At 68.0% G+C, this 25,306-nt stretch carries 20 protein-coding genes; 17 read left to right on the top strand and 3 right to left on the bottom strand.

The annotated features are described in order from the left end of the window. Positions 1–206 precede the first annotated feature (206 nt). Genes cioA through B7D75_RS05110 form a run of 3 tightly spaced genes read left to right on the top strand, consistent with a single transcriptional unit; the run spans position 207 to position 2,850 of the window. Positions 207–1,655 carry a cyanide-insensitive cytochrome bd quinol oxidase subunit I gene (cioA, locus tag B7D75_RS05100; protein WP_012074473.1) on the top strand — a complete coding sequence of 483 codons (1,449 nt, stop codon included), beginning with the start codon at positions 207–209 and terminating at the stop codon, positions 1,653–1,655. A gap of 3 nt (positions 1,656–1,658) precedes the next feature. Next, a complete protein-coding gene (cioB, locus tag B7D75_RS05105; protein ID WP_003093053.1) occupies positions 1,659–2,666 on the top strand; it encodes a cyanide-insensitive cytochrome bd quinol oxidase subunit II in 1,008 nt (335 codons plus the stop codon). 13 nt (positions 2,667–2,679) lie between these two features. Continuing rightward, complete coding sequence (locus tag B7D75_RS05110) at positions 2,680–2,850, top strand: DUF2474 domain-containing protein (RefSeq protein WP_107113799.1); 171 nt, start codon at positions 2,680–2,682, stop codon at positions 2,848–2,850. A gap of 175 nt (positions 2,851–3,025) precedes the next feature. Here the strand turns inward: B7D75_RS05110 and B7D75_RS05115 are convergent, their stop codons facing one another. Beyond that, entirely contained in the window at positions 3,026–3,814 is a 789-nt protein-coding gene (locus tag B7D75_RS05115; RefSeq protein WP_107114654.1) for an AraC family transcriptional regulator, read from the bottom strand. Between the two features lie 101 nt (positions 3,815–3,915). Between B7D75_RS05115 and B7D75_RS05120 the strand changes: the two genes are divergently transcribed. Beyond that, positions 3,916–5,097: an MFS transporter gene (locus B7D75_RS05120; protein WP_107113800.1), complete on the top strand. Its 1,182-nt coding sequence runs from the start codon at positions 3,916–3,918 to the stop codon at positions 5,095–5,097. Positions 5,098–5,153: 56 nt separating this feature from the next. Here B7D75_RS05120 and B7D75_RS05125 read toward each other — a convergent pair whose 3' ends face one another. Beyond that, positions 5,154–6,329 (bottom strand): acetyl-CoA C-acyltransferase, encoded by a 1,176-nt coding sequence (locus tag B7D75_RS05125; RefSeq protein WP_107113801.1) that lies wholly within the window; start codon positions 6,327–6,329, stop codon positions 5,154–5,156. 181 nt (positions 6,330–6,510) lie between these two features. Between B7D75_RS05125 and B7D75_RS05130 the strand changes: the two genes are divergently transcribed. The 4 genes from B7D75_RS05130 to B7D75_RS05150 all read left to right on the top strand — a co-directional run bounded on the left by B7D75_RS05130 (position 6,511) and on the right by B7D75_RS05150 (position 14,810). Then, on the top strand, positions 6,511–8,193 hold the full coding sequence (locus B7D75_RS05130) for a fatty acid--CoA ligase (RefSeq protein ID WP_034079846.1): 1,683 nt from the start codon (positions 6,511–6,513) through the stop codon (positions 8,191–8,193). A 210-nt stretch (positions 8,194–8,403) separates the two neighbouring features. Then, positions 8,404–10,329 carry a DUF1302 domain-containing protein gene (locus B7D75_RS05140; RefSeq protein WP_012074477.1) on the top strand — a complete coding sequence of 642 codons (1,926 nt, stop codon included), beginning with the start codon at positions 8,404–8,406 and terminating at the stop codon, positions 10,327–10,329. Between the two features lie 60 nt (positions 10,330–10,389). After that, positions 10,390–11,757: a DUF1329 domain-containing protein gene (locus B7D75_RS05145; protein WP_003148854.1), complete on the top strand. Its 1,368-nt coding sequence runs from the start codon at positions 10,390–10,392 to the stop codon at positions 11,755–11,757. Positions 11,758–12,089: 332 nt separating this feature from the next. Further along, positions 12,090–14,810 carry a LuxR C-terminal-related transcriptional regulator gene (locus tag B7D75_RS05150; protein WP_034079848.1) on the top strand — a complete coding sequence of 907 codons (2,721 nt, stop codon included), beginning with the start codon at positions 12,090–12,092 and terminating at the stop codon, positions 14,808–14,810. A 31-nt stretch (positions 14,811–14,841) separates the two neighbouring features. Here B7D75_RS05150 and copA1 read toward each other — a convergent pair whose 3' ends face one another. Continuing rightward, complete coding sequence (copA1, locus tag B7D75_RS05155; protein ID WP_058174537.1) at positions 14,842–17,220, bottom strand: copper-translocating P-type ATPase CopA1; 2,379 nt, start codon at positions 17,218–17,220, stop codon at positions 14,842–14,844. A 496-nt stretch (positions 17,221–17,716) separates the two neighbouring features. Between copA1 and B7D75_RS05165 the strand changes: the two genes are divergently transcribed. The 9 genes from B7D75_RS05165 (at position 17,717) to ubiT (ending at position 24,949) form a co-directional block, all read left to right on the top strand. Beyond that, positions 17,717–19,108: a PhoH family protein gene (locus B7D75_RS05165; protein WP_003156342.1), complete on the top strand. Its 1,392-nt coding sequence runs from the start codon at positions 17,717–17,719 to the stop codon at positions 19,106–19,108. A gap of 265 nt (positions 19,109–19,373) precedes the next feature. Further along, on the top strand, positions 19,374–19,856 hold the full coding sequence (gene moaC / locus B7D75_RS05170; protein WP_107113802.1) for a cyclic pyranopterin monophosphate synthase MoaC: 483 nt from the start codon (positions 19,374–19,376) through the stop codon (positions 19,854–19,856). Continuing rightward, positions 19,853–20,104, top strand: coding sequence for a molybdopterin converting factor subunit 1 (moaD, locus tag B7D75_RS05175; protein ID WP_003156340.1), 252 nt, complete (start codon positions 19,853–19,855; stop codon positions 20,102–20,104). Before moaC ends, moaD begins: the two co-directional genes overlap by 4 nt. Before the next feature lie 4 nt (positions 20,105–20,108). Continuing rightward, positions 20,109–20,561: a molybdopterin synthase catalytic subunit MoaE gene (gene moaE / locus B7D75_RS05180; RefSeq protein WP_003156338.1), complete on the top strand. Its 453-nt coding sequence runs from the start codon at positions 20,109–20,111 to the stop codon at positions 20,559–20,561. 101 nt (positions 20,562–20,662) lie between these two features. Beyond that, positions 20,663–21,220, top strand: a complete 558-nt coding sequence (moaB, locus tag B7D75_RS05185; protein ID WP_034079849.1) for a molybdenum cofactor biosynthesis protein B — start codon at positions 20,663–20,665, stop codon at positions 21,218–21,220. Next, the gene (locus B7D75_RS05190) at positions 21,217–22,440 is read left to right on the top strand and encodes a molybdopterin molybdotransferase MoeA (RefSeq protein ID WP_034079850.1); all 1,224 of its coding nucleotides are present in this window, start codon (positions 21,217–21,219) and stop codon (positions 22,438–22,440) included. The genes moaB and B7D75_RS05190 overlap by 4 nt, the downstream gene beginning before the upstream one ends. Before the next feature lie 114 nt (positions 22,441–22,554). After that, a complete protein-coding gene (ubiU, locus tag B7D75_RS05195; RefSeq protein WP_003093020.1) occupies positions 22,555–23,550 on the top strand; it encodes a ubiquinone anaerobic biosynthesis protein UbiU in 996 nt (331 codons plus the stop codon). 11 nt (positions 23,551–23,561) lie between these two features. Beyond that, positions 23,562–24,452: a U32 family peptidase gene (locus tag B7D75_RS05200; protein ID WP_003148589.1), complete on the top strand. Its 891-nt coding sequence runs from the start codon at positions 23,562–23,564 to the stop codon at positions 24,450–24,452. Then, on the top strand, positions 24,446–24,949 hold the full coding sequence (ubiT, locus tag B7D75_RS05205; protein WP_107113803.1) for a ubiquinone anaerobic biosynthesis accessory factor UbiT: 504 nt from the start codon (positions 24,446–24,448) through the stop codon (positions 24,947–24,949). Before B7D75_RS05200 ends, ubiT begins: the two co-directional genes overlap by 7 nt. The last annotated feature ends 357 nt before the right edge of the window (positions 24,950–25,306 follow it).

The raw sequence follows: 25,306 nt of genomic DNA on the forward strand, positions 1-25,306 counted from the left end.
CGGATTGCTCTGCATCAAGGCGGGCAGGCCGGGAATCTGCTTGCGACCCTTCCCGCACTCCTGCCGGCCAGGGCTGCGGTCGCTTTCCAATGACAAGAACGATAGCTGAAGGATGTGTTCCAAAGCCTTGCGCGAACGGCGCGCGAGGAAGCACGGCCGAATCCGCACGTAAGCCGGAAGGGCCGAGAACCTGAAGAGGAGTTGCCATGTTCGGATTGGAGGCTATCGACCTTGCCCGCATCCAGTTCGCCTTCACCGTGTCCTTCCACATCATCTTCCCGGCGATCACCATCGGGTTGGCCAGCTACCTGGCGGTGCTGGAAGGGCTCTGGCTGAAAACGAACGAAGAGGTCTACCGCGACCTCTATCACTTCTGGTCGAAGATCTTCGCGGTCAACTTCGGAATGGGCGTGGTGTCCGGCCTGGTCATGGCCTACCAGTTCGGCACCAACTGGAGCCATTTCTCCGATTTCGCCGGATCCATCACCGGGCCGCTGCTGACCTACGAGGTGCTCACCGCGTTCTTCCTCGAGGCCGGCTTCCTTGGCGTCATGCTGTTCGGCTGGAACCGCGTCGGGCCGGGGCTGCACTATTTCGCCACGGTTATGGTGGCGATCGGCACGCTGATCTCGACCTTCTGGATCCTTGCCTCCAACAGCTGGATGCAGACCCCGCAGGGCTTCGAGATCGTCGACGGCCGGGTGATCCCGGTGGACTGGCTGGCGGTGATCTTCAACCCGTCGTTCCCTTATCGCCTGCTGCACATGTCGGTCGCCGCGTTCCTCGCCACCGCCTTCTTCGTCGGCGCCTCGGCGGCCTGGCACCTGCTGCGCGGGCGCGACAACCCGGCGATCCGCAAGATGCTCTCGATGGCCATGTGGATGGCCCTGATCGTCGCCCCGGTGCAGGCGGTGATCGGCGACGCCCATGGTCTCAATACCCTGGAGCACCAGCCGGCGAAGATCGCCGCGATGGAAGGCCACTGGGACAACAGCAGCGGCGAACCGACCCCGCTGATCCTGTTCGGCTGGCCGGACATGCAGCGCGAGGAGACCCGCTTCAAGGTGGAGATCCCGGTGCTCGGCAGCCTGATCCTCAAGCACAGCCTGACCGAACCGATCCCGGCGCTGAAGGATTTCCCGCCGGAAGACCGGCCGAACTCCACCGTGGTGTTCTGGTCGTTCCGGATCATGGCCGGCCTCGGCATGCTGATGATCCTGGTCGGTGTCTGGAGCCTGTGGCTGCGCTGGCGCGGCCAGGACCGCCTGTTCAACTCGAAGGCCTTCCTGCGCCTGACCCTGCTGATGGGCCCTTCCGGACTGATCGCGATCCTCGCCGGCTGGTTCACCACCGAGATGGGTCGCCAGCCCTGGGTGGTCTACGGGCTGATGCGCACCGCCGACGCCTCCTCGGCGCAGAGCGTGACGCAGATGAGCCTGACCCTGCTGACCTTCGTGGTGGTGTACTTCTCGCTGTTCGGCGTCGGCATCGGCTACATGATGCGCCTGGTGCGCAAGGGCCCGGTCACCCACGAGGGACGCGAGACCAACCCCGGCGGCGCCGGGCAGAAGCGCACCCCGGCACGGCCGCTGTCGGCCGCCGGTGAAGGCTTCGACGAAGAACACGACGGCCACGACCAGGACAAGAGGAACTGAGACATGGGTATCGATCTTCCCCTCATCTGGGCGGTCATCATCATCTTCGGCATCATGATGTACGTGGTGATGGACGGTTTCGACCTCGGCATCGGCATGCTCTACCCGTTCTTCAAGGACAGCGGTGACCGCGATGTGATGATGAACACCGTGGCGCCGGTCTGGGACGGCAACGAGACCTGGCTGGTGCTGGGCGGCGCGGCGCTGTTCGGGGCCTTCCCGCTGGCCTACGCGGTGGTCCTGTCGGCGCTCTACCTGCCGTTGATCTTCATGCTCGTCGGGCTGATCTTCCGTGGCGTGGCCTTCGAGTTCCGCTTCAAGGCCAAGCCGGCCAAGCAGCACATCTGGGACAAGGCGTTCATCGGCGGTTCGCTGGTGGCGACCTTCTTCCAGGGCGTGGCGCTGGGTGCCTTCATCGAAGGCATCCCGGTCGAGAACCGCAGCTTCGCCGGCGGCTCGCTGGACTGGATCGCACCGTTCCCGCTGTTCTGCGGCCTGGCGCTGATCGTCGCCTACACCCTGCTTGGCTGCACCTGGCTGATCATGAAGACCGAGGGCCGCCTGCAGGAGCGCATGCACGACCTGGCGCGTCCGCTGGCGCTGGTGCTGCTGGCGATCATCGGGGTGGTCAGCCTGTGGACGCCGCTGGCCCACGCCGAGATCGCCGCGCGCTGGTTCAGCCTGCCGAACCTGTTCTGGTTCCTGCCGGTGCCGATCCTGGTCCTGGTGACCTTCTATGCGCTGCTGCGCTCGGTGGCCAACAACGACCATGTGAAGCCGTTCGTGCTCACCCTGGTGTTGATCTTCCTCGGCTACAGCGGCCTGGGCATCAGCCTGTGGCCGAACATCATCCCGCCGGCGGTGAGCATCTGGGAGGCCTCGGCGCCGCCGCAGAGCCAGGGCTTCATGCTGGTCGGCGCGCTGTTCATCATTCCCTTCATCCTCGGCTACACCGCCTGGAGCTACTACGTGTTCCGCGGCAAGGTGAAGCACGGCGATGGTTATCACTGAGGAGGCGCCGCACATGGTCCGTACGCCGAGTCATCCCGAACGAGACACCGCGGCCAAGCCGCCGCTTTGGCGGCGCCTGGCCTGGCTGGCGGGCATCTGGACCGCCAGCGTGCTGGCCCTGGGCGTCGCCGCCTGGCTGATGCGCCTGTTCATGAACGCGGCGGGGCTGGGCGTCCCGCACTGATCGACGATCCCATCCGGGGCGCTGCGGCGCCCTTTTCCGAGAGCCCTCCGCCGGAGGGCTTCTTTTTATCCGCGGTGTATCGCCCCAGCGATTAAGCGGAATCGTCGTGTAGGGCGGATAACGCCACAGGCGTTATCCGCCGATCCGCCATTGCCTCGGGTTGCGCCGAGGGGCATCAGTCCTCGCGGCCTCTGACCCGTGCCAGTTGCTCCAGTCGCCCCAGGTAGTCGCGTGGGGTCTCACCGAGCAAACGGCGGAACATGCTGCTGAAGGCCCGCGTACTGCCGTAGCCGAGGTCGCGGGCGACCACCTGCACGCTGTCGCCGGCCAGCAGGCGCGGCAGGGCTTCGGTCAGGCGCAGTTGCTGGCGCCACCCATGGAAGCTCATCTGCAGTTCCTGGGCGAACAGCCGCGCCAGGGTACGCGAGCTGGCGCCGACCCGCAGGCCCCAGTCATCGAGGGTCAGCCCCAGTTCCGGCTGCTTCAGCAATGCCTGGCAGATCGCCTGCAAACGGCGGTCGCGGGGCATCGGTAGGTACAGCGGCATCCGTTCGAGGTTGGCGATCTCGCTGAGGATCAGCCCTTGCAGGCGCTGGCGGAAGTCGTCCAGGCGCGGCTGGCTCTCGAGGTGGATGGCGCGCAGGATCATTTCCCGCAGCAGCGGCGTCACCGCCAGTACGCAACAGTCGCTTAGCGGTGTCGGCGTTTCGGGTTGCTCGATGAACAGGGTGCGCATGTGCACCTCGCCGGACATGAATATCTCGTGCTCCACCCGGGGCGGAATCCATACCGCGCGGGTCGGCGGGATCACCCAGGCGCCGTGGTGGGTGGCCAGGCGCATCAGGCCGCGAGCGGCGTAGAGGAACTGCGCCTGCGGGTGGAAATGCCGCCCCAGGTGATGGCCGTCGGGGAAGTCGAGGGAGATGGCGGCCAGCAGGCCGTCCGGGCGGTGCTCGATCAGCATGTCCGTTTCGATGACCTCGCTGTCCTGTCTGCGCTTTTCGGTCAACCTATCATGCCCGGGTCATGACGCCCATTCCCCACCGACCATTCAGGCCGCACGCCATGAACCGACCTCGAACCGTTATCCGCTTCATCAACGCCGCGCATGTCATCGACCACATGTTCATGCTGATCTTCCCCGCCGCCGTGCTCGGCATGGCCGGCAGCTTCGACCTCGACTACGCCGGGCTGATCGGCCTGGCGCTGGGCGGCTTCATCGCCTTCGGCGCCTGTTCGCTGCCGGCCGGCTGGCTGGGCGACACCTGGAGCCGGCGCAGCATGATGCTGCTGTTCTTCTTCGGCATCGGCGCCGCCGCGGTGCTCACCGGGCTGGCCGGCAGCGTACCGATGCTGGTGACCGGGCTGACCCTGATCGGGGTATTCGCCGCGATCTACCACCCGGTCGGCACCGCGATGCTGGTGGCACACGCCGAGAACCGCGGCCGCGAGATCGGCATCAACGGCATGTGGGGTAACCTCGGGGTGGCCTTCGCCGCGCTGCTTACCGGCTTTCTCACCGCGCACTTCGGTTGGCGTGCGGCGTTCATCCTGCCCGGCGGGGTGGCCATCCTGCTCGGCATCGGCTTTTTCTTCTGCGTGCGCGAGGAGCCATCGCCGCACCTGTCGGCCAAGGCCGCGGCGCGTGGCGAGGACGGCGAGGGCCTGTCGACGCGCCGGGTGTTCGGCGTGCTGGCGCTGGTCACCGCCACCGGCGGGGTGGTGTTCAACGCCAGCACCGTGACCTACCCGAAGCTGTTCCAGGAGCGCCTGAGCGACCTGCTGTCGTCGCCGCAGACCCTCGGCGTGGTGGTCAGCCTGGCCTATGCCTTCGGCGCGGTGGCGCAACTGATCATGGGCCGCCTGATCGATCGGCTGAACCTGAAGTTGCCGTTCGTCTTCCTCACCTTCTGCCAGGTGCCGCTGCTGCTGGCCCTGGCCTACGGCCACGGCAGCGCGGTGGTGCTGTTCGGCGCGCTGTTCATGTTCGCGGTGTTCGGCCAGGTGACGGTGAACGACGCGATGGTCGCCCACTTCGTCGCGCCGCAGTGGCAGGCGCGGGTCTTCGCCCTGCGCTATTTCCTGTCGTTCGGCGCCAGTGCGGCGGCGATCCCGATGATCGCCTTCCTCGAACCGCGGCAGGGACTGGTGGGGTTGTACCTGGTGCTGGCAGGCTTCGCCGCGCTGACCTTCGCCGCGGCGCTGGTGTTTCCGCGCCCGGCGCGTAGCGCCGCGGTAGGTGCCTGAGGAAGAGGGCGCCCGGACCGCGCGATCCGGCCGGGCGCCGATGGCTCAACGCCGCGTCAGAGCAGTTCGACCGCCACCGCGGTGGCTTCGCCGCCGCCGATGCACAGCGAGGCGACGCCGCGCTTGCCGCCTTTCTGGCGCAGTGCGTTGATCAGGGTGAGGATGATCCGCGAGCCGGTGGAGCCGACCGGGTGGCCTTGGGCGCAGGCGCCGCCATAGACATTGACCTTCGCATGATCGAGGCCGTGTTCGCGCATGGCGAGCATGGTGACCATGGCGAAGGCTTCGTTGATCTCGAACAGGTCGACGTCGTCCTTTCTCCAGCCGGTCCTGGCGAACAGATTGGTCATCGCGCCGATCGGCGCCAGGGTGAACTCGCTCGGGTCCTGGCTCTGGGTGGCATGGCCGACGATTCGCGCCAGCGGCTTCAGGCCACGGCGCCGGGCTTCCTCGGCGGTCATCAGGACCAGCGCGGAGGCGCCGTCGGAGATCGAACTGGCATTCGCGGCGGTGATGGTGCCGTCCTTGCGGAACGCCGGCTTGAGGCTCGGGATCTTCTCCAGGTTGGCGGTCAGCGGTTGCTCGTCGTCCTTCACCACGGTCTCGCCCTTGCGGCTGGTGACGGTGACCGGGACGATTTCCGCCGCCAGCGAGCCATCGGCGATGGCGGCCTGGGCGCGCCTGAGCGATTCGATGGCATAGGCGTCCATCTCCTCGCGGGTCACGCCGTACTTGTCGGCGGTCTCCTGGGCGAACGAACCCATCAAACGGCCGGTGCGGGCGTCCTCGAGGCCGTCGAGGAACATGTGGTCCTTGATCTCGCCGTGGCCCATGCGCAGGCCGGTGCGGGCTTTCGGCAGCACGTAGGGCGCGTTGGACATGCTTTCCATGCCGCCGGCGACCATCACCTGGTTGGTGCCGGCCTTGAGCAGGTCGTGGGCCAGCATCACCGCCTTCATCCCCGAGCCGCACAGCTTGTTGATGGTGGTGCAGCCGGTGGCGGCGGGCAGCCCGGCCTCCAGCGCGGCCTGGCGGGCCGGCCCCTGCTTCAGGCCGGCGGGCAGGACGCAGCCCATGATCACTTCCTGCACGTCGTCGGCGGCGATGCCGGCGCGCTGCACCGCCTCGCGGATCGCGACGGCGCCGAGTTCGACCGCGGAAACCCCGGCCAGGCTGCCCTGGAAGCCGCCCATGGGAGTGCGGGCGCCGGCGACGATGACGATATCAGACATGGAACGTTACCTCTTGTTCTGGATAGGGTCTGAACGATTCAGTGAGCGGATTCTATCTTGTGACCGAGAGGGTTCGAAAGGTCACGGGGCAAATCACTCTTTTGACTGATGAACAAAGCCCGCCGACGGCTCTAGAGTCGGCCTCATCCTGACAACGAACCCGCTCCCAGGTGTACGCCCCATGCTGAAGACCCGTCTCATCCCGGCCGCCGCCGGCGCTTATCAGTATCCGTTGCTGATCAAGAGCCTGATGCTTTCCGGCAGTCGTTACGAAAAGAGTCATGAAATCGTCTACCGCGACCAGGTGCGCTACAGCTACGCCACCTTCAACGAGCGTGTCGCGCGACTGGCCAATGTGCTCAGCGAAGCCGGGGTAAGGGCCGGCGACACGGTGGCGGTGATGGACTGGGACAGCCATCGCTACCTGGAATGCATGTTCGCCATCCCGATGATCGGGGCGGTGCTGCATACCATCAACATCCGTCTCTCCCCGGAACAGATCCTCTACACCATGAATCACGCCGAGGATCGTTTCGTGCTGGTCAACAGCGAGTTCGTCCCGCTCTACCAGGCAGTGGCGGGGCAGCTGGCCACGGTGGAGCGGACCATCCTGCTCAGCGACGGCGCGGAAAAGAGCGCCGAACTGCCCGGGCTGGTCGGCGAATACGAGTCGCTGCTGGCCGCGGCCAGCCCGCGCTACGACTTTCCCGATTTCGACGAGAACTCCATAGCCACCACCTTCTACACCACCGGCACCACCGGCAATCCGAAAGGGGTGTATTTCAGCCACCGGCAACTGGTCCTGCACACCCTGGCGATGGCCTCGACCATCGGCAGCCTGGACAGCATCCGCCTGCTCGGCACCAGCGATGTGTACATGCCGATCACCCCGATGTTCCACGTCCACGCCTGGGGCACTCCGTACGTGGCGACCATGCTCGGGGTCAAGCAGGTCTACCCCGGGCGTTACGATCCGGAACTGCTGGTCGAACTGTGGAAGCGCGAGAAGGTCACCTTCTCCCACTGCGTGCCGACCATCCTGCAGATGGTGATGAACGCCAGGGCCGCCCAGGGCGTGGACTTCAGAGGCTGGAAGGTGATCATCGGCGGCAGCGCACTGAACCGCTCGCTCTACGAGGCCGCCAAGGCGCGCGGTATCCAGCTGACCGCCGCCTACGGCATGTCGGAGACCTGCCCGCTGATCTCCTGCGCCTACCTCAACGACGAACTGCTGGCCGGAAGCGAGGACGAGCGCACCACCTACCGGATCAAGGCCGGCGTGCCGGTACCACTGGTGGATGCGGCGATCATGGACGAACAGGGCCGCTTCCTGCCGGCCGATGGCGAGTCCCAGGGCGAGCTGGTGTTGCGCTCGCCGTGGCTGACCCAGGGCTACTTCCGCGAGCCCGAGCGCGGCGAGGAACTCTGGCGTGGCGGCTGGATGCATACCGGCGACGTGGCGACCCTGGACGGCATGGGCTTCATCGAGATCCGCGACCGCATCAAGGATGTGATCAAGACCGGCGGCGAGTGGTTGTCCTCCCTGGAGTTGGAAGACCTGATCAGCCGCCATCCGGCGGTGCGCGAGGTGGCGGTGGTCGGCGTGCCCGACCCGCAGTGGGGCGAGCGACCGTTCGCCCTGCTGGTGGTGCGCGAGGGTCAGGAACTCGACGCGCGCGGGCTGAAGGAGCACCTCAAGCCTTTCGTCGAGCAGGGCAACATCAACAAGTGGGCGATTCCCTCGCAGATCGCGGTTGTTACCGATATTCCCAAGACCAGCGTCGGCAAGCTGGACAAGAAGCGCATCCGCATCGAGATCGCCCAGTGGCAGGAAGCCGGCAGCGCCTTCCTGTCGACCGTCTGACAGGGCTTTCCTACACCGCTGAAACGCCCGGAGGCCAAGCAAACGCTTGGTCTCCACGTTTTGCGACCGTCCGGTCACGGCAGGCCCGCCGCAAAGGCGCGAGCCAGAGTGGTCGCGCCGCGCAAATCACACTTTCGAGGGATCAAGCGGCAGGCACCGCTGGCTATAGTCCACGCACTCATAACAAAAAACACACATGGAGTAGCGTCGATGACAACCCGTAATCCGTTCTCGCGCCGGGCCCGGTTGCCGTTGGCCGTCAGCCTGGCTTCCTCGCTGGCGGCTCCGGCCTTTGGGGTGACCTTCAACATCGGGGAAATCGAAGGTTCCTTCGACTCGGCGTTGTCGGTCGGGGCCAGCTGGTCGACCGCCAAGCCGAACAAGAACCTGATCGGTGTGAACAATGGCGGCAAGGGACTTTCCCAGACCTCCGACGACAGCCACTTGAACTTCAAGCGTGGGGAGACGTTCTCGAAGGTCTTCAAGGGCATCCATGACCTCGAACTGAAGTACGGCGATACCGGTGTGTTCCTGCGCGGCAAGTACTGGTACGACTTCGAACTGAAGGACGAGCACCGCGAGTTCAAGGACATCGACGACAGCGGCCGCAAGACCCTGGCCAAGTCCTCCGGCGCCGAACTGCTCGACGCCTTCATCTACCACAACTACGCCATCGGCGACCTGCCGGGCAGCGTGCGCCTGGGCAAGCAGGTGGTGAACTGGGGCGAGAGCACCTTCATCCAGAACGGCATCAGCGCGGTCAACCCGATCGACGTCACCGCCTTCCGCCGGCCCGGTTCGGAGATCAAGGAAGGCCTGATCCCGGTGAACATGTTCTACCTGTCGCAGAACCTCACCGACAACCTGTCCGCCGAAGGCTTCTACCAGATCGAGTGGGACCAGACCGTGGTGGACAACTGCGGCACCTTCTTCTCCCAGCCGGACGTGGTGGCCGACGGCTGCGACCAGAACCTGGCGGTGCTGACCAACAACAAGGCGTCCATCAACCTGCTCAACAACGTGCTCGCCGGCGCCGGCCTGAGCGTTACCCCATCGCCCTGGGACGAAGGCATCCTGGTGCGCCGCGGACCGGACCGCGACGCTCGCGACAGCGGCCAGTACGGCTTCGCTCTGCGCTACTTCGCCGACGAACTGAACACCGAGTTCGGCGCCTACTACATGAACTACCACAGCCGCCTGCCGATCTTCAGCGGCCAGGGCGCCTCGGCCAGCACCATGGCAAAAATCAACGAACTGACCACCCGCCTCGCTGCGCTCAACCCGGCGCTGGCCGCCCAGGCCGCGGCGGCAGCCACCGCCGGCAACTCCAGCTACTTCATCGAATACCCCGAAGACATCCGCATGTTCGGCCTGAGCTTCTCCACCACGCTGCCCAACGGCACCGCGTGGAGCGGCGAGGTCAGCTACCGGCCGAACGCGCCGGTACAACTGAACACCACCGACATTCTCTTCGCCGGCCTCGACCCGGTGAACATCGGTGGCAACCGCCCCTACGACAATGCCTCGGTGCTGAACGGCCAGGCCGGGCAGGACCTGCACGGCTACCGGCGCAAGGAGATCACCCAGCTGCAGACCACCCTGACGCACTTCTTCGACCAGGTCATGGGCGCCGAGCGCCTGACCCTGGTCGGCGAGGTCGGCTGGACCCACGTCGGCGGCCTGGAAAGCACCTCCAAGGCGCGCTACGGACGTGACCCGGTGTTCGGCCCGGGGCCGCTGCCGGGGACCATCTCCGGCCTGGCCAGCTGCCAGGCGCTGAACGTCAGCACCCTCGGCACCGCAGCGGCGAACAACGTCAGCCGCTACTGCGAGAACGACGGCTATACCACCTCCGATGCCTGGGGCTACCGCGCCCGTGCGATCTGGGACTACAACGACGTGTTCATGGGGGTGAACCTCAAGCCCAGCGTGGCCTGGTCGCATGACGTCGACGGCTATTCGCCCGGTCCGGGCGCCAACTTCGAGGAAGGCCGCAAGGCGGTCAGCCTGGGGGTGGATGCGGAGTACCAGAACACCTACACCGCGAGCCTCTCCTACACCAACTTCTTCGACGGCAAGTACACCACCGTGGACGATCGCGACTTCGTCGCGCTCAGCTTCGGCATGAACTTCTGATGTACGCCGGCCCGGCGTGCGCCGGGCCGGCGAGCGGGACTTAACGAGGACGACGAGCGAATGAAAACAACCAAGATTCTCCTGCATTCCGGTGTGCTGGCCCTGAGCCTGCTGGCCACCCAGGTGATGGCGGCGGTGTCCGCCGACGAGGCGGCCAAGCTCGGCGCCAGCCTGACCCCGCTGGGCGCGGAAAAGGCCGGCAACGCCGACGGCAGCATCCCGGCCTGGGACGGTGGCCTGGCGACCAACGCCGGCAGTGTCGACGGCCGTGGCTTCCTCTCCAACCCCTACGCCAGCGAGCAGCCGCTGTTCACCATCACCGCGCAGAACGTCGACCAGTACAAGGACAAGCTGACCCCCGGCCAGTTGGCCCTGTTCAAGCGCTATCCGGACACCTACAAGATCCCGGTGTACAAGACCCATCGCAGCGCCACCGTCCCGGCGGCGGTGCAGGAGGCGGCCAAGCGCAACGCCACCACCACCAAGCTGGTGGAGGGCGGCAATGGCCTGGAGAACTTCGATACCGCCAACCCGTTCCCGATCCCGCAGAACGGCCTGGAGGTGATCTGGAACCACATCACCCGCTACCGTGGCGGCAGCGTGCGGCGCCTGGTGACCCAGGCCACTCCGCAGGTCAACGGCTCCTACCAGCTGGTCTATTTCCAGGACGCCTTCACCTTCCGCACCAACCTGAAGGACTACAACCCGAACAAGCCGAGCAACGTGCTGTTCTACTTCAAGCAGCGGGTCACCGCGCCGTCGCGGCTGGCCGGCAACGTGCTGCTGGTCCACGAGACCCTCAACCAGGTCAAGGAACCGCGCCTGGCCTGGCTCTACAACGCCGGCCAGCGCCGTGTGCGGCGCGCGCCGCAGGTGTCCTACGACGGCCCCGGCACCGCCGCCGACGGCCTGCGCACCTCGGACAACTTCGACATGTACAACGGTGCGCCCGACCGCTACGACTGGAAGCTGGTGGGCAAGAAGGAAATCTACATTCCCTACAACAGCTACAAGCTCGACGATCCGAAGATCAAGTACAGCGATATCGTCAAGGCCGGGCACATCAACCAGGACCTGACCCGCTACGAGCTGCACCGCGTCTGGCACGTGGTCGCGACCCTGAAGCCGGGCGAGCGGCACATCTACGCCAAGCGTGACTTCTATATCGACGAGGACACCTGGCAGGCCGCCGAGATCGACCACTACGACGGTCGCGGCACCCTGTGGCGCGTGGCCGAGGCGCATGCCGAGCAGTACTACGACAAGCAGGTGCCCTGGTATGCGGTGGAGACCCTCTACGACCTGCTCTCCGGCCGCTACCTGGCGCTGGGCATGAAGAACGAGGAGAAACAGGCCTACGACTTCAACTACAGCGCTTCGGAAAGCGACTACACCCCGGCGGCGCTGCGCCAGGAAGGGGTGCGCTGAGGAAGGACGCCGCTTGCCACGAAGAAACCGGCCTTGTGCCGGTTTCTTCGTTTTCGCGCCCGGCTGCCGGTCCTGGCCGCCAATTCATTACAAAGTGTTTACCCGCCTCGCCCGCGGATTCCGCCGCCGTCGTCCTCCCGGCAGGCGCCCGCACGGCCGGGAAACGTTTGCCGCGCCTGGACCGCGGCGGGAAAGCGGTCTTTTCTTGAGTGTCGAGCTGAAGCGCCGGGGCGCTATTTGGTCCGAGCCGATGGATAGTGCTTCAAATAGCCATCACTTGTGGTTAGTCTCCGGAGCGTTCACGCCCCATACATAAACCAAGAAACCGGGTGATGACTGACTTCTCGCGCACCTTTCCGGGCACCGCCGCCGCCGTCCTGCCGACGGCCAACCGCTTTTTCCGCCCGCCGTTGCCGACGGCCCACGTGGCACGCCCGCGTCTTTGCCAGCGGCTGCGCGAGGGGCTCGACGGGCGCCTGCTGCTGATCGCCGCGCCCGCCGGGTTCGGCAAGAGTTCCCTGGCCATCGAGTTCTGCGAAAGCCTCGACCCGCGCTGGCAGAGCCTCTGGCTGGGACTGAGCAGCCGCGAGAGCGATCCCGGGCGTTTCCTCGAACGTCTGCTCGATGGCTTGCGACAGTACCACCCGACCCTCGGCGAAGAGGCCCTGGGCCTGCTGAAGATGCGCCAGCGCCACCAGCCGTTCGCCTTCGAGACCTGGCTCGACGATCTGCTCGACGAACTGGCGCCCTGCCTGGACCCGCAACGCCCGCTGCTGCTGGTGCTGGACGACTACCACCTGGCCCAGGGCGCGGTTCTCGATCGCTGCCTGCAGTTCCTTCTCAACCACCTGCCCGAGGGGCTGGTGCTGCTGGTCACCAGCCGGCAGCGGCCGGACTGGCACCTGGCGCGCCTTAGGCTGTCGCGGCAGTTGCTCGAACTCAGCGAACAGGACCTGCGCCTGACCGCCGAGGAAAGCGCGGCGCTGATGGCCGCCAGCGGCCTGGCGCTGGACGAGGAGGCGCTGGACAGCCTGCTCGAACGCAGCGAGGGCTGGGTCGCCGGGTTGCGCCTGTGGCTGCTGGCGCGCGGCGACCGGGCGGAACAGGTCAGCCCCGGGGTGCACGGCGCCGACGAGCTGATCCGCGACTACCTGCTGGAGGAGGTGATCGAGCGGCAGCCGCCCGAGGTCCAGGCCTTCCTCGCCCAGACCGCGCGCTTCGAGCGCTTCTGCGCCGAACTCTGCGACACCGTGCGCGAGGCCGGCGACAGCGCCGCGATCCTCGAGCACCTGCAGCAGCACCAGGTATTCCTCGTGCCGCTGGACGAAAACGGCCAGTGGTTCCGCTACCACCATCTGTTCTCCGACCTGCTGCTGGCGCGCCCCTTGCCCGACTTCGGGCCCTCCGCCGGCGCCCTGCACCTGCGCGCCTGCGGCTGGTTCAGCCGCCACGGCCTGCTCGACCAGGCGGTCGAGCAAGCCCTGCGCGCCGGCCAGCCGGACGTGGCGGCGAGCCTGGTGCAGAACCTGTCGGAAGAGCAACTGTTGGCGGAGCAGAACATCGCCACCCTGCTGCGCTGGAAGATGGACCTGCCGGACAGCCTGCTGGCCAGCACGCCGCGGCTGATCCTGCTGTACGGCTGGGCCCTGGCCCTGGCCTGCCAGCTGGATGCGGCGCAAGAGCTGGCCGGCCAGCTGGCGCGCTTCCTGCCGGCGCCGGACGCCGCCGCGCAACGCGACCTGCTAGCCCAGTGGCAGGCCCTGAGCGGGGTGATCGCGCGTGGCCGCGGCGATATCGACAAGGCCGAGGCGCACTGCCGCGAGGCCTTGCAGGACCTCGTCGGGGAGCGCTACGGCACCCGCCTGCAATGCCTGTCGACGCTGAGCAACCTGGCGGTGACCCGTGGCGACTTCTGGCAGGCGCGCAACTACAACCGCGACGCCCTCGAATTCGCCCAGCGCTACGGCAACCCGCTGTTCGAGGCGCTGGTCCATTACGACCGCGCCCGGGTCCTGCAGGCGCGCGGCGAAGTGGCGCGCGCCGAGGAGGAGGTGCGCCAGGGCCTGGAACGCCTCCAGCACCTGCCGGCGCAACGCCGCTACGCGGTGCGCGGGCGGCTGCTGCTGTACCGCGGCTACCTGCGCAGCCTGGCGCTGCAGCCGGACGAGGCGCGCAAATGGATCAAGCAGGGGATCGAGGAAACCCGCAGTTGCCGGGACGTCAGCCTGGTGATCGGCTATTGCGTCCTGGCCAGCCTGGAAGGGCGCCTGGGCAACTACGCGGCGGCGTTCTCCCGGCTCGGCGACGTCGAACGGCTGATGCATGCCTGGGACATCCCGCCGATCTACTACCTGGCGGCGATCACCCTGATCAAGTGCGAACTCTGGCTGGCCCAGGGCCAGACCGAGCTGGCCGGCGTCTGGCTACAGCGCCTGGGCGGCACCTATGGCGGGCAGGCGGCCACGCCGCCGGAATGCAGCCCGCTGCTGCCGCTGCATGTCGAATTGCTCCAGGCCGGCCTGGAGCGCCGCGAGGGGCGCTCGCAGGAAGCCGCCCAGCGGCTGGCGCGGTTGGCCCGCTCGACGCGGGAGAACGGCGCGCTGCTGCCGGCGCGCCTGGCCCTCGGCCAACTGGCCGCGCTGTACCTGGAGCAGGGCCGCGAGCGCGATGCCCTGGCGACCCTGCAGCAGGCGATGGAGGGCGCGGTCGGCGGCGCCTTGCTGCCACTCCACGAATTGCTGGTGCAGCAGCCGGAATGGCTGCGCGAGCAGTTGCAGCGCTTCCCCGCCTGCCCCGGTGCCCGGCGCCTGCGCGCGTTGCTGCCGGAGCCGCCGGCGGAACCGGCCGCCGTCGCCGGCGAAGTGCTCAGCGGGCGCGAACTGGCGGTGCTGGAGCTGATCGCCCAGGGCCTGTCCAACCAGGAGATCAGCGAGCGGCTGTTCATCTCGCTGCATACGGTGAAGAGCCACGCCCGCCACATCAACGACAAGCTCGGCGTCGAGCGGCGCACCCAGGCGGTGGCGCGGGCCAAGCACATGGGGTTGTTGCGCTAGGCGCGCCACCCCAAGTGCCTGGCGTGCTGGTTCAGGGCTTCCAGCGCCGCAGGAGCAGGGCGTTGCCGACCACGCTGACGCTGGAGAAGGCCATCGCCGCGCCCGCCACCATCGGGTTGAGCAGGCCGAAGGCGGCCAGCGGAATGCCGATCACGTTGTAGATGAAGGCCCAGAACAGGTTCTGCCGGATCTTCGCGTAGGTTCGCCGCGAGATATCCAGCGCCGCCGGCACCAGGCGCGGGTCGCCGCGCATCAGGGTAATGCCGGCGGCGTGCATGGCCACGTCGGTGCCGCCGCCCATGGCGATGCCGACATCGGCGGCGGCCAGGGCCGGGGCGTCGTTGATGCCGTCGCCGACCATCGCCACCACCCGGCCCCGGCCTTTCAGCTCGGCGACCGTGGCGGCCTTGTCCGCCGGGAGCACCTCGGCGTGCACGTCGTCGATACCCAGGGTCTTGGCCACCACCGCCGCGCTGCCGCGGTTGTCGCCAGTGATCAGGTGGCTGTGGATATCCCGTTCGCGCAGGGCGGCCACCGCCTCCGCCGCGCCTTCCTTGAGGCTGTCGCCGAAGGCGAACAGGCCGAGCACGCGTTTTTCCGGAGCCAGTTCGAGCAGCCAGGACAGGGTCCGCCCCTCGGCCTCCCAGTCCGCGGCCGAGGATGCCAGCGCGCCGGGCTTGAGTTCCTGTTCGTCGAGCAGGCGACGGTTGCCCAGGGCCAGCCGGCGACCCTCGACCTCGCCCTGGATGCCGCGCCCGCTGAGGGCCTGGCTGGCGCTTACCGATGGAGTTTCCAGGCCGCGCTCGGCGCAGCCTTCGAGCACCGCCTTGGCCAGCGGGTGTTCGCTGCCGCGTTGCAGGGCGCCGGCGAGCCTGAGCAGCTCGTCGTGGTCGTCGCCGCCGAGGTGGATGATCTGCGGCCGGCCCGAGGTCAGGGTGCCGGTCTTGTCGAAGGCCACGCTGGTGACCGCGTGGGCGACCTCCAGGGACTCGGCGTCCTTGATCAGGATGCCGTGGCGCGCGGCGACCCCGGTGCCGGCCATGATCGCGGTCGGGGTGGCCAGGCCGAGGGCGCAGGGACAGGCGATCACCAGCACCGCCACGGCGTTCACCAGTGCCTGTTCGAGGCCGACCCCGGCCACCAGCCAGGCGCCCAGAGTGACCAGCGCGATGAGGATCACCACCGGCACGAAGACCTGGCTGACCCGGTCCACCAGCTTTTGGATCGGCGCCTTGGCGGCCTGGGCGTCTTCCACCAGGCGGATGATCTTCGCCAGCACCGTTTCCCCGCCGAGGGCGGTGGTGCGCAGCAGCAGCCGGCCTTCGCCGTTGATCGCGCCGCCGGTGACCTTGTCGCCCGGCGCCTTCGGCACCGGCAGGCTCTCGCCGGTGATCAGCGCCTCGTCGGCGTGGCTGCTGCCGTCGAGCACCTCGCCGTCGACCGGGAAGCGCTCGCCGGGGCGCACCACCACCTCGTCGCCGAGGCGCAGTTCGGCGATCGCCACTTCCTCCTCGCGGCCGTCGCGCAGGCGCACCGCGCGTTCCGGGCGCAATGCCTCGAGGGCGCGGATGGCGCTGGCGGTCTGGCGCTTGGCGCGGCTTTCCAGGTACTTGCCGAGGAGGATCAGGGCGATCACCACGGTCGAGGCTTCGAAGTACAGGTGCGGCATGTGTCCGGGCGGGGCGGTCAGCCAGAGGTAGACGCTGAGCCCGTAGCCGGCGCTGGTGCCGAGGGCGACCAGCAGGTCCATGTTGCCGGCGCCGGCCTTCACCGCGCGCCAGGCGGACACGTAGAAACGCGCGCCGATGATGAACTGCACCGGGGTGGCCAGGACGAACTGCGCCCAGGGCGGCAGCATCCAGTGCAGGCCGGCCCATTCCACCAGCATCGGCAGCACCAGCGGCAGCGCCAGCAGCAGGGCGGCGATCACCCACCAGCGCTCGCGGCGCAGGCGACGTTCGGCGTCGTCCTGCTGCGGCTGTCCGGCGTCGAGCAGGCGCGCCTTGTAGCCGGCCTGCTCGACCGCCTGCAGCAGCGCCTGGTTGTCCACCGCGCCGAGCAAATCGAGGTGGGCGCGCTCGCTGGCCAGGTTGACGCTGACCTCGCGCACCCCGGGCACCTTCTTCAGCGCGCGTTCGACACGGCCGACGCAACTGGCGCAGGTCATGCCCTCGACGGCCAGTTCCAGGCTCTGCGCCGGTACCTGGTAGCCGGCCTGCTCGACCGCTGCCACCAGGGCCGGCAGGCTGTCAGCCGGGGCTTGCACGCGGGCCTGTTCGCTGGCCAGGTTGACCGAGGCGGCCGTGACCCCGGGCACTTTCTTCAGGGCTCGCTCGACACGTCCGGCGCAGGACGCGCAGGTCATGCCGCTGACCGGCAGATCGAGCTCGGTGAGCGTGGCGCTGTTCATGGAACCTCCTTGGAATCGCGGAATTGGCACCGGTGGGGCCGCAAGGGGCTTCGGTGAAGTCTGGGCGACAGCTTCAGCCTTGACATCGTGTCAAGGTCAAGCCCCGGATTCATACAGGAGAAACGCACGGGCGCGCGGCGGATTTGCCGTGCGCAGAGGGGGATGGGGAAGGGCGGGCGGAACCCCGGCGCGGCAAGGGGCGCCAGGTTTTCCCATGGGTGGGACCGATAACACTAGCCCTCGATACAGGCCTAGCCAAGGTATTTCGTCGCTTGCGGAAAAAAAACCTGCTGATGACGAAAAGTACTTTTTACCGTCATATTTTTTGCGGTATTTGTGGAACCGTAGACCGCCGAACCCTGCAGCACAGGTGGCGGCCCCGGCCCACACCTCTGCTGTCAGGCTCTCTCCACCGGAAGAGAGAAGGCGGCTCGCCCCCCGGCGGAGCGCCGACCCGGCATTCCGTCGCCAGGCCCTTAGCAGAAGGTGATCGCGTATGGATGACCACGGACGTTCCCGCCCCACCCAGCCCACCCTGTACGTCCTCGATACCAATGTCCTGATCCACGATCCGAATGCCTTGTTGAACTTCCAGGAACACCGCGTCGCGATCCCGATGACGGTGCTCGAAGAGCTGGACAAGCTGAAGACCGGCAAGCACACCATCGCCGCCGAATGCCGCCAGGCCATCCGCCTGATCGACCAGGTTCTGGGCGAGGCCACGCCCGAGCAGGTGGAGGGCGGGGTGCCGATCCAGCGTGGCAAGAACGGCCCCAGCGGCAGCCTGTCGATCCTCATGAGCAAGCGCGCCGAACCCATCACCTGGCTGCCCGAGCATCTCAACGACAACAAGATCATCAACCAGCTGGTCGAGCTGAAGAGCCGCCACAGCGGCGTGCGCGTGGTGCTGGTGACCAAGGACATCAACATGCGCCTGAAGGCGCGCGCCTGCGGGGTGGACGCGGAGGACTACCACACCGACCAGCTGATCGACGACGTGGCCCTGCTGTCGCGTGGCTACCACTCCCTCGCCGGCTCGTTCTGGGACCGCGTGAGCAAGGTCGAGACCCGCCAGGACCATGGTCGCACCTGGCACCGCGTGCAGCTCACCGACAACCTGCCGGCGGTGCATATCAACGAGTTCATCGTCGACGAACAGGGCTTCGTCGGCTGGATAAAGGGCATCCATCAGGACGAACTGACCATCCTCGACCTGCACCAGGAACCGCTCCTGCACCAGGAAGCCTGGGGCCTGCGGCCACGCGACGTGTACCAGTCGCTGGCGTTGTACGCCCTGCTCGATCCGGATATCCACCTGGTCAACCTGTCCGGCGCCGCCGGCTCCGGCAAGACCATCCTGGCGCTCGCCGCGGCCATCGAGCAGACCATGGTCAGCAAGCGCTACCGGCGCATCATCGCCACCCGCAGCGTGCAGGGCCTGGACGAGGACATCGGCTTCCTGCCCGGCACCGAGGCGGAGAAGATGGAGCCCTGGCTCGGCGCCATCACCGACAACCTCGAGGCGCTGCACATGGACGACGAATGCACCCACGGCAGCGTCGACTACATCCTCAGCAAGGTGCCGCTGCAGTTCAAGTCGCTGAACTACATCCGTGGCCGCAGCTTCCAGCAGAGCCTGATCCTCATCGACGAGTGCCAGAACCTCACGCCGCACCAGATGAAGACCATCATCACCCGTGCCGGCAGCGGCTCGAAGGTGATCTGCCTGGGCAACCTGGCGCAGATCGACACGCCCTACCTGTCAGCCACCAGTTCCGGCCTGACCTACCTGACCGAACGCTTCAAGGACTTCCCCCACGGCGTGCACGTGACCCTGCAGGGCGTGCCGCGCTCGGTACTGGCGGAGTACGCCGAGGCGCACATGTGAGGTAGCCGGCGGCATACGCCGGCCGATATCCCGCCCGGTTGCAAACCAGGCGGGATATACATCCTGCCAGGCCCTGTCCGGGGGCCGAGCCCGCATCGTTGCGGGCGCCCGGCGCAGGATGCCTTGGGCCGGCGCTTTCTCCGCGCCGGCCCGGCCTACCTCTTTATGTATACAATCATCCCCCTTGCGAACCTTCCCCAGGCATGGCGTCATGCCCTCCAGGGCTTACAATGACTGGCCAGTAGCCTCTTCCAGGAGCACCCACGTGCTGACCCATCTCGATTCCCAGGGCCGTGCCAACATGGTCGACGTCACGGAAAAGGCCGTGACCTCCCGTGAGGCCACGGCCGAGGCCGTGGTGCGCATGCGCCCGGAAACCCTGCAACTGATCCAGGACGGCGGCCATCCCAAGGGCGACGTCTTCGCCGTGGCGCGGATCGCCGGCATCCAGGCGGCCAAGCGCACCCACGAACTGATCCCGCTGTGCCATCCGCTGCTGCTCACCAGCGTCAAGGTCGAGTTGCAGTCCGAGGCGCCCGACGCGGTGCGCATCCGCGCGCGCTGCCGGCTGGCCGGGCAGACCGGGGTGGAGATGGAGGCGCTGACCGCCGCCAGCGTCGCCGCCCTGACCATCTACGACATGTGCAAGGCGGTGGATCGCGGCATGCTCATCGAGCAGGTCCAGCTGCTGGAGAAGCTCGGCGGCAAGAGCGGCCACTACCGCAAAGAGGAGGAAGGGCAGGCATGATCCGCGTGCAGTATTTCGCCCGTTACCGCGAGGCCCTGGGCATCGACGGCGAACAGTTGAACTGGGAGGCCGGGCTGGCCACCCTCGGCGCCTTGCGCCAGCTCCTGGTGGAGCGCGGCGGCGCCTGGGAACGCACCCTCGGCGAGCAGAACCTGATGTGCGCGCGCAACCAGGAACTGTGTGGCCTCGACGAGCCGCTGCAGGACGGCGACGAAGTCGCCTTCTTCCCCACCGTCACCGGAGGTTGAGCCCATGGCCATCCGCGTCCAGCAGGCCGCCTTCGACCCGGGGCGGGAACTCAACGCCCTGCACGCGCAGAACGTCGGCATCGGCGCGGTGGTCGGCTTCGTCGGCTACGTGCGCGATTTCAACGACGGCCGCGAGGTCGGCGGGATGTTCCTCGAACACTATCCCGGAATGACCGAGAAGGCCCTCGGCAGGATCGCCGACGAGGCCCGGCAACGCTGGCCGCTGCTGCGCCTGGAGATCCTCCACCGCATCGGCCGCCTGGAGCCGGGCGAGCCGATCGTCTTCGTCGGCTGCGCCAGCGCTCACCGGCAGGCGGCGTTCGACGCCTGCAACTTCGTCATGGACTACCTGAAGACCCGCGCGCCGTTCTGGAAGAAGGAAGACACCGCCGAAGGCCCGCGCTGGGTCGAAGGCCGCTGCAGCGACCAGGCCGCCGCGCAGCGCTGGGAGGAGTGACGGCTACCTCCTCGCGCCGCCGGCTTACCTCTTCGGAGGAATAGCCAGCCGGGGGCCCCGGGTTCAGGCTGAGGCATCGCCCGTTCCGAGGACCCCCTTCCATGAGCCACCTGGCCACCTCCGCCTTCCAGCCGCTGAACATCGCCATCCTCACCGTCAGCGACACCCGTACCCTGGAAACCGATACTTCCGGCCAGACCCTCGCCGACGCGCTGCTGGCCGCCGGTCATCGCCTGCACCAGCGGACCTTGAGGATCGATGACATCTACCAGATCCGCGCGGTGGTCTCGGCCTGGATCGCCGACCCCGAGGTACAGGTCGGCCTGATTACCGGCGGCACCGGCTTCACCGTGCGGGACAACACCCCGCAGGCGGTGAAGCCGCTGTTCGAACGCGATGTCGAGGGCTTCGGCGAACTGTTCCGCCAGGTCTCGCAGCGCGAGATCGGTACCTCCACCATCCAATCGCGGGCGCTGGCCGGGCTCAGCAACGGCACCCTGGTCTGCTGCCTGCCCGGCTCGCCGGGCGCCTGCCGCACCGCCTGGAACGAAATCCTCCTGGCGCAGCTGGACAGCCGCACCCGGCCGTGCAATTTCGTCCCGCACCTGAAGACCCCGCCGGCCACGGCGCCGGTGACCGGCTGCGGGTGTCGTTCATGAGCGGTTGCGGCTGCGACGGCGGGCAACTGCGTCCGCTGGACGAGGCGCTGGCCGAGCTACTGGCGCGCGCCCCATGCCCGCCGGCCTGCGAAACCCTGCCCCTGGAGCGGGCGCTGGGGCGGGTGCTCGGCGACGACCTGCCGGCGCCGATGGACCTGCCGCCCTGGGACAACAGCGCGATGGACGGCTACGCCCTGTGCTCCGCCGACCTTCCGCGCAGCGGCGGCAGCCTGACGGTCGGCGCGCGGATCGCCGCCGGCGATACCCGTGGCATGAGCCTGCCGCTGGGCCAGGCGGCGCGGATCTTCACCGGCGCGCCGCTGCCGACCGGCGCCGATTGCGTGGTGCCGCAGGAACTCTGCACGGTCGACGGCGAGCGCGTGCAGTTGCCGCCGGTGAGCGCCGGCCAGCACGTGCGTCGGCGCGGCGAGGAGTTGCGGCGTGGCGCGCCGGTGCTGCGCGCCGGGCAGCGATTGCGCCCGCAGGAACTCGGCCTGCTGGCGAGTCTCGGCGTCGCCACGGTGTCGGTGCGCCGGCGCCTGCGCATCGGCCTGCTGAGCAGCGGCGACGAATTGCGCGAGCCTGGCCAGCCGCTGTTGGCCGGGCAGATCTACAACGCCAACCGTTACTGCATCGGCGCGCTGCTGCGCGGCCTCGGCTTCGAGGTGCACGACGAGGAAGTGCTCGCCGACGAGCTGGTGGCCAGCCGCGACGCCCTCAGCCTGGCGGCCTCCGAATGGGATGCGCTGGTCACCAGCGGCGGCGTCTCGGTGGGCGAGGAAGACCATCTCAAGCGTGCCATCGCCGAACTCGGCGAGGTCAACCTGTGGCGCCTGGCGATCCAGCCGGGCAAGCCGTTCGCCTTCGGTACGGTGGCCGGCAAACCCTGGCTGGGCTTGCCGGGCAATCCGGCGGCGGCGCTGGTCACCGCGCTGCTGCTGGCGCGGCCGTTCCTGCTGCGCCAGCAGGGGCTGCTCGACGTGCTGCCACGGCCGCTGGCGCTGCCGGCGGCGTTCGACTGGGCGCAGCCGCGGACGCGCCGCCAGTACCTGCGGGCGCGGCTCGACGAACGGGGGCGGGTGGCGATCCACCCGCAGCAGGGCTCGGCGATGCTGCTCGCCGCCAGTTGGGCGGACGGGCTGGCGGTGATCGAGCGCGGCGCGACCCTGGCGGCGGGTGACAGGATCGACTTTCTGCCGTTCTCCGCGCTGCTGGCCTGAGGCCTTCTTGATCCCGGTCAAGCGCCGACCGGGAGCGTCTTTCTAGAGTGTGGCGCCTGTGCCCCGGGGTTGCCCACTGCCGCGGAGCGCGTTTTTCGCCAGAGGAGCAACCCCATGCAACTGGTCTGTCCGGCGGGCAGCCTGCCCGCCCTGAAGTCGGCCCTGCGCCAGGGCGCCGACGCCATCTACGTCGGCTTCCGCGACGACACCAACGCCCGCCATTTCGCCGGCCTCAACCTCGACGAACGCCAGCTCCAGGAAGGCCTGCGGCGCGTCCACGAGGCCGGGCGACAGCTCTACGTCGCGGTCAATACCTACTCCAGCGCCCAGGGCTGGGAGCGCTGGCAGCGCGCGGTCGACCAGGCCGCCGACCTCGGCGTCGACGCGCTGATCGCCGCCGACGTGGCGGTGCTCGGCTATGCCGCCAAGCGTCATCCGCGGCTCAACCTGCATCTGTCGGTGCAGGGCTCGGCGACCAATGCCGCGGCCCTGGCCCTCTACCACGAACGCTACGGCATCCGCCGCGCGGTGCTGCCGCGCGTGCTGTCGCTGGCCCAGGTACGCCAGGTGGCGGCCGGCAGCCCGGTGCCGGTGGAGGTATTCGCCTTCGGCAGCCTGTGCATCATGGCCGAGGGCCGCTGCCACCTGTCGTCCTACGTCACCGGCGAGTCGCCGAACCTCTGCGGGGTCTGTTCGCCGGCCAGGGCGGTGCGCTGGAGCGAGGAGCCGGAGGGGCTGACCTCGCGCCTCAACGAAGTGCTCATCGACCGCTACGCCGCCGGCGAGGCGGCCGGCTACCCGACCCTCTGCAAGGGCCGCTTCCTGGTCAATGGCCAGCGCTTCCATGCGCTGGAGGAACCGACCAGCCTGAACACCCTGGACCTGGTCCCGCAACTGGCGGAAATCGGCGTGGCGGCGGTGAAGATCGAAGGCCGCCAGCGCAGCCCGGCCTACGTCGAGCAGGTCACCCGGGTCTGGCGCCAGGCGCTGGACAGCTACGCCAGCGCACCGGGCGCCTACAGCGTGCAGCCGCAATGGCAGCGCGCGCTGGCCGGACTTTCCGAAGGGCACCAGACCACCCTGGGCGCCTATCACCGTTCCTGGCAGTGAGGAGCGCCGCGATGAAACTGAGCCTGGGACCGCTGCTGTTCTACTGGGACAAGCGGCAGATCTTCGATTTCTACGCCGAGATGGCCAGCCAGCCGCTCGACGTCATCTACCTCGGCGAGACCGTCTGCGCCAAGCGCCGGGCGCTGTCGCTGAACGACTGGCAGGCGCTGGCCCGCGAGCTGGCGCAGGCGACCCGCGCCGAGCTGGTGCTCTCCGGGCTGGCGCTGATCGAGGCCGCCTCGGAGCTGTCCAGCCTGCGCCGGCTCTGCGAGAACGGCGAATTGCGGGTCGAGGCCAACGACATGGCCGCCGTCTACTACCTCAGCCAGCGCGGCGTGCCCTTCGTCGGCGGTCCGGCGCTGAACCTCTACAACGGCCATGCCCTGGCCGAACTGTATTCCTGGGGCATGCGCCGCTGGGTTCCGCCGGTGGAAGTCTCCGGCAAGCTGCTGCGCGGGGTGCTCGACCAGGCTGCGCGGCTGGGCCTCGACCAATTGCAGACCGAGGTCTTCGCCTACGGCCACCTGCCGCTGGCCTATTCGGCACGCTGCTTCACCGCGCGGGCGGAGAACCGGCCCAAGGACGACTGCCAGTTCTGTTGCCAGCAGTATCCCGAAGGCATCCCGCTGCTCAGCCAGGAGGGCGAGGCGCTGTTCACCCTCAATGGCATCCAGACCCTGTCCGGCAAGGTCAGCAACCTGCTGGCCGACTACCGCTCGCTGGAACATAGCGGCGCCGACCTGCTACGCCTGAGCCCTCGGGCGCAGGGCATGGCCGAGGTGATCGCGGCCTTCGACCGGGTACGCAAGGGTGCCGCTCCGCCGCTCGCCGTGGAAGGCTGCAACGGCTACTGGCACGGCCGGCCGGGGATGCTGCGGGCAGAGGAGGCAGGGCTATGCTGAACCGCCAACGCCTGCTCCTCGGCGTCGCCGGACGCCTGTTGCCGCTGGCGGCGAAGGTTCCGCGCGGGGTCCAGCACCTGGTCCTGCAACGGGTCGCCAACCGGCTGTTCGCCCAGCCGCTGGAGGAGGGCGCCTTCGACCTGCTGGAAGGTCGCTGGCTGCGCCTGGAAGTGAGGGACCTCGGCGTCGGCTGGTGCGTCACCCGGGTACCCGGCGGCCTGCGCCTGGTCGAACGGCCACGGGCCAGCGTGACCATCCGCGGCGACTGGCGCGACTTTCTGCTGCTGGCCAGCCGCCAGGAGGACCCGGACACGCTGTTCTTCCGCCGTCGCCTGGTGATCGAGGGCGACACCGAGTTGGGCCTGGCGGTGAAGAACCTGCTCGACAGCCTCGATCCCGAGCACCTGCCGCCCTGGCTGTGGAACGCCGTGGAGAGCGCCGGACGGACGGTGCAGGAGGAGCGTGGCGAGGTGGTACAAGGTGCGCAGGGCGCTTGAGGTTCGTGCAGGAGAGCCGCAGAGATAGCCGACGTTAGGAACGCCCAGGTCTGCTGCAGCGACAGCGTTCTGCCGGTATGGGACGGCGCAGAGCGCGTCGGCGATTTACACCGCAGTGCACAACAGAGATACCGTCGCTTAGAGCCTGAGCGGGCTTCAGGCTTGGTGGTCCAGCTCCTTGCCGTGTCTGCCTCGACTTCTTGTTTCGCCTTCCCAGGCGAGTTCCTTTTGCAAGCGTCCAAAAGGAACCAAAAGACTCGCCCCTGCATCCGGCCCCAGCCGCTGCGCGACTGGGGTACCCTCGCTGCATCGTTGCTCCGGGGGCCCGCCGCCACGGTCCTTCGTGGACCGGGGCGG

This window comes from Pseudomonas paraeruginosa (genome assembly GCF_003025345.2).
GTDB lineage: Bacteria > Pseudomonadota > Gammaproteobacteria > Pseudomonadales > Pseudomonadaceae > Pseudomonas > Pseudomonas paraeruginosa.